Annotated in this window: 12 protein-coding genes; 1 reads left to right on the plus strand and 11 read right to left on the minus strand. The window is 63.4% G+C overall.

Going from position 1 to position 12,524, the window contains the following annotated elements:
- Positions 1–150 precede the first annotated feature (150 nt).
- Complete coding sequence (urtA, locus tag AC1DN0_RS02245; protein WP_477145501.1) at positions 151–1,416, minus strand: urea ABC transporter substrate-binding protein; 1,266 nt, start codon at positions 1,414–1,416, stop codon at positions 151–153.
- A gap of 166 nt (positions 1,417–1,582) precedes the next feature.
- Positions 1,583–1,942: a hypothetical protein gene (locus tag AC1DN0_RS02250; RefSeq protein WP_441630123.1), complete on the minus strand. Its 360-nt coding sequence runs from the start codon at positions 1,940–1,942 to the stop codon at positions 1,583–1,585.
- A gap of 205 nt (positions 1,943–2,147) precedes the next feature.
- Between AC1DN0_RS02250 and AC1DN0_RS02255 the strand changes: the two genes are divergently transcribed.
- The gene (locus AC1DN0_RS02255; RefSeq protein ID WP_477143852.1) at positions 2,148–3,449 is read left to right on the plus strand and encodes an MFS transporter; all 1,302 of its coding nucleotides are present in this window, start codon (positions 2,148–2,150) and stop codon (positions 3,447–3,449) included.
- A 77-nt stretch (positions 3,450–3,526) separates the two neighbouring features.
- Here the strand turns inward: AC1DN0_RS02255 and AC1DN0_RS02260 are convergent, their stop codons facing one another.
- The 9 genes from AC1DN0_RS02260 to AC1DN0_RS02300 all read right to left on the minus strand — a co-directional run bounded on the left by AC1DN0_RS02260 (position 3,527) and on the right by AC1DN0_RS02300 (position 12,522).
- Positions 3,527–4,006 (minus strand): MaoC family dehydratase, encoded by a 480-nt coding sequence (locus AC1DN0_RS02260; RefSeq protein ID WP_035868658.1) that lies wholly within the window; start codon positions 4,004–4,006, stop codon positions 3,527–3,529.
- 76 nt (positions 4,007–4,082) lie between these two features.
- A complete protein-coding gene (locus tag AC1DN0_RS02265; RefSeq protein ID WP_441630128.1) occupies positions 4,083–4,532 on the minus strand; it encodes a MaoC family dehydratase in 450 nt (149 codons plus the stop codon).
- 107 nt (positions 4,533–4,639) lie between these two features.
- Positions 4,640–5,758, minus strand: coding sequence for an acyl-CoA dehydrogenase family protein (locus tag AC1DN0_RS02270; RefSeq protein WP_477145502.1), 1,119 nt, complete (start codon positions 5,756–5,758; stop codon positions 4,640–4,642).
- Positions 5,759–5,771: 13 nt separating this feature from the next.
- The gene (locus AC1DN0_RS02275; protein WP_035868668.1) at positions 5,772–6,974 is read right to left on the minus strand and encodes an acyl-CoA dehydrogenase family protein; all 1,203 of its coding nucleotides are present in this window, start codon (positions 6,972–6,974) and stop codon (positions 5,772–5,774) included.
- A gap of 95 nt (positions 6,975–7,069) precedes the next feature.
- A complete protein-coding gene (locus AC1DN0_RS02280; RefSeq protein ID WP_441630131.1) occupies positions 7,070–7,516 on the minus strand; it encodes a DUF1178 family protein in 447 nt (148 codons plus the stop codon).
- A gap of 1,039 nt (positions 7,517–8,555) precedes the next feature.
- Positions 8,556–9,179, minus strand: coding sequence for an NUDIX domain-containing protein (locus tag AC1DN0_RS02285; protein ID WP_477102670.1), 624 nt, complete (start codon positions 9,177–9,179; stop codon positions 8,556–8,558).
- A 51-nt stretch (positions 9,180–9,230) separates the two neighbouring features.
- Positions 9,231–9,539 carry a DUF2818 family protein gene (locus AC1DN0_RS02290; protein ID WP_477111087.1) on the minus strand — a complete coding sequence of 103 codons (309 nt, stop codon included), beginning with the start codon at positions 9,537–9,539 and terminating at the stop codon, positions 9,231–9,233.
- A gap of 22 nt (positions 9,540–9,561) precedes the next feature.
- Positions 9,562–11,037 carry an NADH-quinone oxidoreductase subunit NuoN gene (gene nuoN / locus AC1DN0_RS02295; protein WP_035868681.1) on the minus strand — a complete coding sequence of 492 codons (1,476 nt, stop codon included), beginning with the start codon at positions 11,035–11,037 and terminating at the stop codon, positions 9,562–9,564.
- Between the two features lie 18 nt (positions 11,038–11,055).
- A complete protein-coding gene (locus tag AC1DN0_RS02300; protein ID WP_441630137.1) occupies positions 11,056–12,522 on the minus strand; it encodes an NADH-quinone oxidoreductase subunit M in 1,467 nt (488 codons plus the stop codon).
- Positions 12,523–12,524 lie beyond the last annotated feature (2 nt).

The raw sequence follows: 12,524 nt of genomic DNA on the forward strand, positions 1-12,524 counted from the left end.
GTCGGCGTGACGGGTTTTGCTTTGCGCCGCGGCCCTGAAGCGGCCCGCGGCAGTGAAACAAAGTCGGTTTGCTCCCCTCTCCCGAAGGCGGAGAACAAACACCGGACAGCTTGCGGGCGCGGTCTTCTCGACGCAGGCCCGCCCGCGGTCTTACATCACCTTGTCCGGCTTGCCTTCGTTACCCGCGATGAACGGGCTCCACGGCTGCGCGCGCACTGCCTTCGGCGTCTTCCACACCACCGTGAACTGGCCGTCGCCCTTGACCTCGCCGATCATCACCGGCTTGTACAGGTGATGGTTCTCGCCCATGGTCAACGTGAAGCCGTCCGGCGCCTTGAAGGTCTGGCCATACATCGCGGCGCGCACCTTGTCGGTATCGGTGGTGCCGGCCTTCTTCACGGCTTGCGCCCACATATGGATGCCCACGTAGGTGGCTTCCATCGGGTCGTTCGTCACGCGCTTGTCGCCGCCCGGCAGGTTGTTGGCCTTGACCCATGCCGCCCATTGCTTCTTGAAGGCTTCGTTTTCCGGGTTCTTGACCGACATGAAGTAGTTCCATGCGGCCAGGTGGCCCACCAGCGGCTTGGTGTCGATGCCGCGCAGCTCTTCCTCGCCGACAGAGAACGCCACCACCGGCACGTCCTTGGCCTTGAGGCCGGCGTTGCCCAGTTCCTTGTAGAAAGGCACGTTGGAGTCGCCGTTGATGGTGGAGATCACCGCGGTCTTGCCGCCTTGCGAGAACTTCTTGATATTGGCGACGATGGTCTGGTAATCGCTGTGGCCAAACGGCGTGTAGACCTCTTCGATATCCTTGTCCGCCACGCCCTTGCTCTTCAGGAAGGCCCGCAGGATCTTGTTGGTGGTGCGCGGGTAGACGTAGTCGGTGCCCAGCAGGAAGAAGCGCTTGGCGCCGCCGCCCTCCTTGCTCATCAGGTATTCCACGGCGGGAATGGCCTGCTGGTTGGGTGCGGCGCCGGTATAGAAGACGTTCTTGGACATCTCCTCGCCTTCATACTGCACCGGGTAGAACAGCAGTGAGTTCAGCTCTTCATAAACGGGCAGCACCGACTTGCGCGAAACCGAGGTCCAGCAGCCGAAGGTGACGGCAACCTTGTCCTTGGTGATCAGCTGGCGCGCCTTCTCGGCGAACAGCGGCCAGTTGGAAGCGGGATCGACCACGACCGGCTCAAGCTTGCGGCCAAGCACACCACCGCTCTTGTTGATCTCGTCGATCRTCATCAACGCCACGTCCTTGAGCGACGTCTCGGAAATGGCCATGGTGCCGGACAGCGAATGCAGGATACCGACCTTGATCGGCTCCTTGGACTGCGCCAATGCCAGCGGGCTAACACCTGCCGTTGCGAAGAATGCCGCGGCGGCTACCGCCGACAGTTTCAGCATGTCACGTCTTTTCATTGCAGCTCCCAGATTGTCGTGTTGGATAAGGAACAACGCACCCCGGGTACACCTTCTGCAACTAGCATGCCATGGCATACAAGCTTGTATACATGGTTGCACACACCGCCTGGCGAGCCTCCGGCGGCGGCCACGCGCCATGCCGCACCACGATAGTGCGGATACGTCACGCACCAAGCCAGTGCGGCGTCAGCGGCTGAATCAGATTGGGGCATCCGCCGGCGCGCATGCTGCGGCGTGACTTGCCCGAATCCCGAATCGGCTCTATGGTGGCCGTTCGCTTGCGCGCCGTGCCCTTGCCGCATATTGCGCAGACAAGCAGAAAACAGCACGACGGAGACAACCCATTGAACGCGTCAGCGGCGCCAGGGAACCAGATCGTCATCATCGGCGCGAGTGTGGCCGACATGTGCATGGGCATCCGGCTCAGGCAAGCCTGCATCGATACCTTCGTCGTCTTCGGGAATGCCGGCACGGTGGGCGGCACCTGGCGCGACAACACCTGTCCGGGCCGCGGCTGCGACATTCCCTCCCGCCTGCACCGCTTCTCCTTCGCGCCAAAGCCTGGACCGGTCCAGCGCATGCTTGCCACAGCCGGAAATCCCCGAGCGCTTCGGCCCGCTCGGGCACGTCCGCTATGGCACTGATCGCGCAGCACCTGGATTGAACGGAACCATCAAGCCGGCTTTTTGAACATCCCATCCCAACCAGCAACGCCTCCAGGCAAACCGATGACCACACTTCCGTCATACCAGCCACGCAGCGCCTGGGCCATGGCCTCGATGCTGACCTGGCTGTCGCTGATCAACTTCCTCGACAAGATCGTGCTGGGCATGGTGGCCGTGCCGCTGATGGCGGACCTGAAGCTGCCGCCGGCGGAGTTCGGCCTGATCGCCAGCAGCTTCTTCTGGCTGTTTTCGCTGTCCACCGTGCTGGTGGGATTTCTGTCCAATCGCGTGGCCACGCGCTGGCTGCTGCTGGCGATGGGCCTGTCGTGGGCCCTGCTGCAAATACCGCTGGCGCTGGCCACCTCGGCCATGACCATTCTCTTGTGCCGCATGCTGCTTGGCGCGGCCGAGGGCCCGGCCTTCCCGATCTCCGTGCATGCGTTATTCAAATGGTTTCCCGACCACAAGCGCAATCTGCCGGTGGCGGTGGTCAACCAGGGCGCGACGGCGGGCCTGCTGCTGGCGGGCTTGCTGATCCCGCTGGTGACGATGCATTGGGGATGGCGCGCCAACTTCATGATCCTCGCCGCCATCGGCGCGGCATGGAGTGCGATGTGGCTCTGCGTGGGACGCGAGGGGCCGCTGGCGCAGGCGAGCGACCGGCGCCCCGGCGCCGCGGCCATGCCCGTGCGGCTGCCCTATCGCCGCATCTTCCGCGACCCGACCGTGCTTTCCTGCCTGGCCATCGGCTTCTGCGCGTACTGGGCGCTGGCGCTGGGGCTGACCTGGCTGCCGGCCTACCTGGAGAAAGGCCTCGGCTTCGACCCGGTCACCACCGGGCGCTGGTATGCGGCCATCGTGGCCTCGGCCATGCCCGTCACGCTGATCCTTAGCTGGCTGTCGCAACGCATGTTGCGCGGCGGCGCGTCGTCGCGGCTGGCGCGCGGCGTGATCATCTCGATCGCCGCGCTGGTGGGCGGCTGCGTGTACCTGGTGATCGCGTCGGTAACGCTGCCCCCCGTCCCGAAGACCTTGCTGATTGCCGTGGCGGCATGCCTGCCCCCCGTGGGCTTCGCGCTGACGCCGGCGATGCTGGCGCAGATCGTACCGGAGGCCCAGCGCGGGAGCGTGCTGTCCATCCACACGGCGCTGATCACGCTGGCGGGCATCCTGGCCCCGGCCGTGGTGGGGCAACTGGTGCAGCGCCACGGCATGATCGGTGGCTTCGAAGTGGGATTCACGATCAACGCCATGCTGCTGATGGTGGCCGGCGTGATCGGCCTGTGCTGGCTGAATCCCGAGCGCTCGGCCAAGGCCCTGGCGGCGGCCACGCATGACATGACGGCGGCGCGCTCGCCCGCCTGAGCCCGGCCCCCGCTCAGCGGGCAAACCCCACCAGGCAGCGGCCGCCGCGCACCCGTTGCGGCGGTGGCCTTCAGTGATTACGAATAACGCCGGCTGATCGACTCAGCGACGCACACCGGCCGCTCGCTGCCTTCGCGCTCCACGGTGACTTCCCAGTTCGACTGGGCGCCGACCAGCGCGGGCGCGTTCGGCAGCGGCTCCAGTCGCTCCACCGACAGCAGCTTCACGCGGGCGCGCAGGCGGCTGCCCACCGGTACCGGCGCGGTAAAGCGCACACGGTTCAGGCCATAGTTGACGCCCATCTTGACGCCCGGCATGTCGATCGCGTTGTGCATGAAGGCCGGCAGCAGCGACAGGGTCAGGAAGCCGTGCGCTACCGGGCCGCCAAACGGAGACTCGCGCCGGGCGCGCTCCACGTCGACATGGATCCATTGATGATCGCCAGTGGCTTCGGCGAACAGGTTGACCTGCTGCTGGGTGATTTCAATCCAGTCGCTGACGGCCACTTCCTGGCCCTGCAGGCTTTCCAGTTCTTCGAGCGAAGCGATGGTACGCATGGTGTCTCCTAGTTGTTGTGATGGCCGGGATGGCCGGGATTCAATCGAGGTGCGTGCTGCCCCGGTGCAAGCGCTTTCAGGCTGGGCGGCGGCCGTACATACCCATGCCCTTGACGGTGCAGACCAGTTCGCCGCGCTGATTGGTGGCTTCCCACTGGGTGTGCACCACGCCGCGATCGGGCTTGGACGACGAGGCGCGCGCATCCAGCACGACCAGCGATACGCTCAGCGTGTCACCCGCGTAAACCGGCTTGAGCCAGCGGATTTCGTCCACACCGGGCGAGCCCATGCTGGCCGCCTTGCTGGTCATGTTGTCCACCAGCAGGCGCATCATGATCGAGCAGGTCATCCAGCCGCTGGAGATCAGGCCCTTGTAGATGCTCTTCTGCGCGGCATCCTTGTCGATATGGAAGGGCTGCGGATCATACTGGCGGGCAAAGGTGAGGATCTCTTCCTCGGTCACCAGGTGGGACCCCAGATCGCGCTTGCTGCCGACGCTAAAGTCTTCGAAATAGAGGGTGGGCATGAATGGCTCCGTCAACGAAAGCTATGGCGATGTCCATGTAGCGAGGACAATGCATAACAAAAAACCGCGCCTGGAACAACCGGCGCGGTTCTTTTACTCAACCTGGATCAGACCGTTTCCAGGAAACCGGGCTGTGTCGCAAAGCGGCCCAGGTGATGATCGACATCCCCGAAGGTCGTGTTGATCAGCGTCAGGCGCTTGAACATATGCGCCGCCGGCAGTTCGTCGGTGACGCCCATGCCGCCGTGGATCTGCACCGCTTCCTGGCCGACCGAGCGAGCCGCCTGGCCCACGCGTGCCTTGGCTGCGGAGGCGAAGCGCCGGCGTTCTTCCGGGCTGGCCTCGTCGAACTTGGCGGCGGCCAGCAGCGTGATCGAGCGCGATTGCTCGGCGTGGATGAACATCTCCACCATCCGATGCTGCAGCGCCTGGAAACGCGCGATCGGCACGCCGAACTGCTGGCGGGTCTTGGCGTATTCCAGCGTCGCCGCATTGAGCGCATCCATCACGCCCACCGCTTCCGAGCACAGCAGCACGGCGGCGTAGTCGGCCGCCTGCTCGATCAGCGCAAACGCGGCGCCTTCGGTGCCCAGCAGTTCGCCCGGCGCGTCCTTGAAGGTGATATCGGCAGCGCGCAGGTTGTCGATGGTGCGGTAGTCGGTGATGCTGACGCCAGCTGCCTTCGGGTCCACCAGGAACAGCGAAATGCCATTGGTATCGGCATCGGCGCCGCTGGTGCGAGCCGAGACAACCAGCTTGCCGGCTTGCGCGCCGTGAATGGTCACGACCTTGCGGCCGTTGAGCTTGCCGCCCTTGGCCGTCRCGCGCACGTCGTTGAGCGCATAGCGTGCATGCGGCTCATTGAAGGCAACCGCCAGCTTCAGCTCACCGGCGGCGACCTGCTCCAGCAGCGCGTCCTGGCCGCCGGCCAGCTTGAGCGCGTATGCGGCAACCACGGTGGCGAAGTACGGCTCGACCACCAGGCCGCGGCCCAGTTCCTGCATCACCACCATCATGTCGACGGGCGTGCCCGAGAAGCCGCCCTGCGCTTCAGGCACCGGCAGCGCGGTCAGGCCGAGCTCGACCAGAGCGCCCCAGGCGGCATCGCTATGGCCGGCTTCGGCCTTGATGCCCTTCTTGCGGGTTTCGAAATCGTAGTCTTTGTCGATGAAGCGGTGGACGGCGTCAGCCAGTTGCTTCTGTTCGTCGCTGAGATTGAAGTTCATATCGCGTGTCTCCTCACAGCCCCAGGATCATCTGGCTGATGATGTTCTTCTGAATTTCGTTGGACCCGCCGTAGATGGAGGTCTTGCGATAGTTGAAGTAGTAAGCGGCGAGCGGCGCGGCATCGTCATAGCCGGTCACCGCGTGCTCGTGTTCGCATTCCAGGTAGGCGGTGTCGAACGGCTGGGCATAGGGGCCGACGGCCTCCACCATCAGTTCGGTCAGCATCTGCTGGATTTCCGTGCCCTTGATCTTGAGCATCGAGGCCTCGGGGCCGGGGCCCTTGCCGGCGCTCTCGCTCGACACCACGCGCAGCACGGTCAGTTCCAGCGCCATCAGTTCGATTTCCAGCGCGGCAACCTTGGCGCCGAACAGCGGATCTTCCAGCAACGGGCGGCCGTTCTTCTGCTGTTGCTTGGCAACGCGCTTGAGGAAACCCAGTTCGCGCTTGGAGTTGCCCACGCGGGCGATACCGGTGCGCTCATGGCCGAGCAGGTACTTGGCATAGGTCCAGCCGCGGTTCTCCTCGCCCACGCGGTTTTCCACCGGCACCTGGACGTTGTCGAAGAACACTTCGTTCACCTCATGCTCTTCGTCGAGCATGATGATCGGGCGCACGGTGATGCCCGGCGTCTTCATGTCGATCAGCAGGAAGGAAATGCCCTCTTGCTTCTTGGCTTCGGGATCGGTGCGGACCAGGCAGAAGATCATGTCGGCGTGCTGGCCGAGCGTGGTCCAGGTCTTCTGGCCGTTGACGATGTAGTGCTTGCCGTCCGAGGTCAGTTCGGCGCGGGTCTTCAGCGATGCGAGGTCGGAACCCGAACCCGGCTCCGAGTAACCCTGGCACCACCAGTCGGTGCAATCCAGGATGCGCGGGAGGTAGTACGACTTCTGCTCCTCGCTGCCGTACTTCATGATCACGGGCGCGACCATGGCCACGCCGAAGGGCAGCACGCCGGGTGCGCCGACGCGGGCATTTTCCTCGTCCCAGATATGGCGTTGCGTGGCGTTCCAGCCCGTACCGCCGTACTGGACCGGCCAGTGCGGCGCGGACCAGCCGCGGCCGGCCAGCAGCTTGTGCCAGCGCACCAGATCGTCGCGATTGGGGCGGCGGTGGTTCAGAATCTTGCTGCTGATTTCCGCCGGCAGGTTGGCCTCCAGCCAGCCGCGCACTTCGGCGCGGAAAGCATCGTCGGACGCCGAATAGTTGAGATCCATGCCCGTCTCCAGTGATGCCGGTGTGAGACCGGCAAATTGTTCTAGCTAGCGCGTCATGCGCCGGCAAGAGCACTGCCTCGGGCACAGGACGCTATTCAGTGAGCCGTCTGCTTGAGCGCATCCGGCACCACGAGCTGGAAAGTATCGATGCCTTCGTCGGCAAGCGCCTGCACTTCGTCCGGCGAAGCCGTTCCGCGGATCCCGCGTTCCGGCGCTTCGTCGTAATGCATGCGCCTGGCCTCTTCGGCAAAGCGTTCGCCCACGTCCTCGGTCTGCGCCAGCACCTGCTTTACCGCCTTCAGGTAAAGCGACTGCAGCGTTGCCGGCGCCGGGGCTTTCGCCTCGGCTGGCCTGCCAGCCGGCGCGGCGACCGCTCCCGAAAGATTCAGGCGCGGCGCGCTGGGCAGCCGGGTGATGGCATGGTCCTCGCAGACCGGACATTGGACGAGATTTTGCGAAATCTGCGATTGCGCATCGTCCTCCGAAGCAAACCAGCCCTCGAAACGATGGTCTTGCGCGCAGCGCAGGTCGAGCACCTTCATGATGTTTCCAGCCCGTCGAAAGCTATAGTATCCGCGAAACGGAATTTTGTGAACGGTCGTGCTAATTTTTTTGCGGCCATAACGGGGCCCTTGGTGGGAAAGCCTTGGGCGGGGGGGTGAGGAGGTATGGCTGCAATCACACGGCTAAAGAGGGATTTTACGCTTATGGGGGGTGGGATGCGTTGGGGCGCTGTTTCTTTGGGCGGCGATGGCTATTGCACCCGAAAGCCGTACGACATCATCTTGCGGGGCTGGTCGCTGTTTCTTTGAGCGGTGATGGCCCTTGGACCCAACAGCGTACGACATCCCCCTACGGGGGACGCCGGTCACTCTTCTTTGCTTCGGCAAAGAAGACTAACGAGAAGAAAACCGACCCTGCCGGGGGCAGAGCAATCGCGGGTGCGAAGGGCGCTGGTTTCGTCGTATGGCCAATGGTTCTGCTGATATCTGCCGTTACCGGCCCGTACGGCATCGCAATAGCATGACCCATGGGTTTCGTGGTGGTGCCCCTGACCTCGTGTGCGGTGACCATTCTCACATCTGCCGTTACCGGCGCGGCCTACCACGACACATCACATGCCAATGGTTTCGTGGTGGGGCGGGCGCGGTGGTGATGGCCTCAGGCATATCACTCGGTGCCACCGCGCCCACGACGGAACCGGCGCGCCTGCAACTTCGTGGCCGCCCGCTCCGCGAGCGACAGACGGCTTGAAGCAAGTGATGTTTGCTACCGGGGCCGCACCACGCTTCCCGGAAATTGGCAGGTTCGTGGCCGCTCAAACTGGTAGCGGCAGAAGCCCGCCGGCACTCCGGGCCGTACGACGAAACCACCGATATTCGAAAGCCTTATTGCTCTGCTCCCGGCAGGGTCGGCTTTCTTCTCGTTAGTCTTCTTTGCCGAGGCAAAGAAGAGTGACCGGCGTCCCCCGCAGGGGGATGTCGTACGCACTTGGGTGCAAGAGCCATCGCCGCTCAAGAAAAAACCAAAGGAACAAAAACCGATGACTCCACCCTCAGCCAGCCCCCGCCCAATCCCCCTTTACCCCGGCAACACCTGCTCCCCCGCCTCCCATATCCCCGACACCACCTTCTCCAACCAGAAAGCCCCAATGATCGTCTTGACGTCGGTAATCCGCCCCGAACGCACCCAATCGATCACCTGCCCCGCCGGCACGATAAACGTCTCGAGGAATTCGCCTTCATCGAGCTGGGCGGGCCCAGCGGTCAGGTCCCGAGCCAGGAAGATATCGATAAACTCGGTCGAGTAGGAAATGACGGGATGGATCCGAGTGAGGTAATCCCAACGCCGCGCGCTATAGCCAGTTTCCTCACGCAACTCGCGCTCGCCACAGCGCTGCGCGCCCTCCTGGGGGTCCAGCTTGCCAGCAGGAAACTCAAGCATCACTTCACCAACGGGATAGCGATACTGCCGCTCCAACAGCACAGTCCCATCGTCGAATAGCGGAATCATCATCACCGCGCCAGGATGCAGTACGTATTCGCGCCCGGCATGCTTGCCGTCGGGCAGCTTGACGATGTCCTGCTTGAGCGTGAGGAATTTGCCTGTGTGCAGCGTGGCGGACGCCACGCAGGTTTCTTTCAGGCCCTGATCGTCGCCAGCGGCGATAGCACCGGCGTCCAGCATGTCAATCTTGTCGCTCATGAAAGCTCCGGGTCCGGACGCGGCCGGCCCGGGCGCCTTCGCTACCCGGCCTCAGGCCGCGCGATGTTTGACGAGATACTGCCAAGTGAAGCCCGGGAAGGCGAACACCAGCATCATGCAACCGGTGATGGCGTAGAACTGCCAGCCTTGCGGGAAGGCGTTGCCCAGCCCAGCCTCCACGGCGAAGCCGGCCAGACCGGCCCCCACATACCAGGCAAACAATTCGCCCGCCCTGATCCACAGCGGCTTTTTGACAAAGCGCAGCGGGATCAGCACGAACAATCGCTGGTTGACAAACGGCAGGTTGGCACAAACCAATGCCAGCAAGATGACAAACCAGCCCGCCGTCGATGAACTCATATCGCTACGCCGCCGTCGCGCATCAGGACGCCAGCGTGGCGCGGATGGCCTGGTAGCACAGGTTCATCAGCGCTGCCGGGAACAGGCCCAGGGCAATGATGACCGCGCCGTTCAGGGTCAGCATCGAACGCAGGCCGAAGCTCGATTCCAGCTTGCGCTCGTCGGCCGGCGCATCGAAATACATCAGCTTGACCACACGCAGATAGTAGAACGCGCCGATCAGCGAGAACAGCACCGCCACCACGGCCAGCCAGGTCATGCCGCTATGGACCACGGCCTCGAGCACGGCCAGCTTCGCGTAGAAGCCCATGGTCGGCGGAATGCCAGCCAGCGAGAACATCATCACCAGCATCAGCAGCGCGTACCAGGGATTCTTGCGCGACAGGCCCTTGAGGTCGTCCAGCGTCTCGGCTTCGAAATCCTTGCCGGCGCGCAGCAGGACGATGCCGAAAGTGCCCAGGGTGGTGATCACGTAGGTCACCGCGTAGAACATCGACGAACCGTAGGCGCTGGCCGCGCCATCGGCCTTGCCGTCAGCCACGCCGGACAGCATGCCCAGCAGCAGGAAGCCCATGTGCGAGATGGTGGAATACGCCAGCATCCGCTTCAGGTTGGTCTGCACGATGGCGGTCAGGTTGCCGATGGCCAGCGAGGCCACGGCCAGTACAGTCAGCATCACTTGCCAATCCACCGCCAGCGGCAACAGGCCTTCCACCAGCAGGCGCAGCGCCATGGCGAAGGCTGCCAGCTTCGGCGCACCGGCGATCAGCAGCGTCACCGCGGTCGGCGAGCCCTGGTAGATGTCCGGAATCCACATATGGAACGGCGCCGCGCCCATCTTGAATGCAATGCCCGCCACCAGGAAGACYACGCCGAATGCCAGCATGGTGGTGTTGACCCGGCCCGACTCCACGACACGGAACACTTCGCCAAGGTTCAGCGAACCGGTCGCACCATAGAGCATGGACATGCCATACAGCAGGAAACCCGACGCCAGCGCGCCCAGCACGAAGTACTTGATGGCCGATTCGGACGTCACGCGGTTGTCGCGGCGCAGGGCCACCAGCGCGTAGGACGCCAGCGACAGCAGTTCCAGGCCCAGGTACAGGGTCAGGAAGTTGTTGCCGGTGATCATCACGATCTGGCCGCCGAGCGTGAACAGCGCGAGCATGTAGAACTCGCCGCTGTACATGTCGCGGTCAGCCAGGTAGCTACGCGTATAGACCAGCGTGACGAACAGCGCGCCGGAGGCGAAGGCCGACAGCACATTGGCCATCGGGTCCACCACCACCAGGTTGGCGAAGGCGTAGTGCGTGTCGCCGGCGGCCGCGTTCAGGCCAAACCAGACGGTCAGCACGAGCGTGGTGAGTAGCGACAGCGGATAGGCCACGCTGGAGCGGCCCTTGCCCCGGGCAAGGTCGATCCAGTTGACCGCGGCGATGGCGATCGCCAGGAAAATGATTGGCGCCACAGGTGCCAATGTCGAGGACGGTTGCATGTTTGTTTCTCTCCCCGATTACAGCTTCGACTGCGCCACGTGCGACAGCAGGTTCACCACGGAAGCGTGCATCACATCGGTGAAGGGTTTCGGATACAGGCCCATATAGAGCGTCATGATCGCCAGCAGGCCAAGCATGAGGAACTCGCGCTTGTTCAGGTCGACCAGTTCGGCCACGTGCTTGTGCACCACGTCGCCAAAGATCACGCGCTTGACCATCCACAGCGAGTAGGCGGCGCCCAGGATCAACGCGGTGGCGGCCAGCAGGCCAATCCAGAAGTTGAACTTGACCGCGCCCAGGATCACCATGAACTCGCCGACGAAACCCGAGGTAGCCGGCAGGCCGCAGTTGGCCATGGCGAAGAACACCGACAGCGCCGCGAACTTCGGCATGGTGTTCACCACACCGCCGTAATCGGCGATCTGGCGCGAGTGCACGCGGTCATACAGCACGCCGATGCAAAGGAACATGGCGCCCGAGATAAAGCCGTGGGAGATCATCTGGATGATGCCGCCCTCGATGCCGATCTCGTTGAAGATGAAGAAACCCAGCGTGACGAAGCCCATGTGGGCGATCGACGAGTACGCCACCAGCTTCTTCATGTCGGCCTGCACCAGCGCGACCAGGCCGATGTAGATCACCGCGACCAGCGAGATCGTGATGATGAAGGCGGCCATGCTATGGCTGGCATCCGGTGCGATCGGCAGCGAGAAACGCAGGAAACCGTAGGCGCCCAGCTTCAGCATGATGGCGGCCAGCACCACCGAGCCGCCGGTTGGCGCTTCCACGTGGGCGTCCGGCAGCCAGGTGTGGACCGGCCACATCGGCACCTTGACCGCAAACGCCAGGAAGAAGGCAATGAACAGCGCGGTCTGCTCGCTCATCGACAGCTTGGCCTGGTGCCATTCGAGGATGTCGAAGGTACCGGTCTTGCTGTACAGATACAGCAGCGCAACCAGCGTCAGCAGCGAGCCAAGCAGCGTGTAGAGGAAGAACTTGAAGGCCGCGTACACACGGTTCGGGCCACCCCAGACGCCGATGATGATGTACATCGGGATCAGCGTGGCCTCGAAGAACACGTAGAACAGCATGCCGTTGAGCGCGCAGAACACGCCGACCATCAGGCCCGACAGGATCAGGAACGAGGCCATGTACTCGGCCACGCGCTCGGTGATCACTTCCCAGGCGGAGATCACCACGATCACCGTGATGAAGGCGGTCAGCACCACGAACCACATCGAGATGCCGTCGACACCCAGGTGGTAGTTGATGTTGAAGCGTTCGATCCACTCCGACTTCTCGACGAACTGCATGGCAGCCGTGGAACGGTCGAAGTGGAATACCAGCGGCAGCGTAACGAGGAAGCTGGCGATGGAGCCGAACAGCGACATCCAGCGGACGTAGCCGGGGCTACGGTCGGAACCCGAGGCAAGGACCAGCAAGCCAAAAAAGATCGGCAGCCAGATAGCGAAAGACAGAACCATTT

It is taken from the genome of Cupriavidus sp. 05N39, from assembly GCF_056397325.1.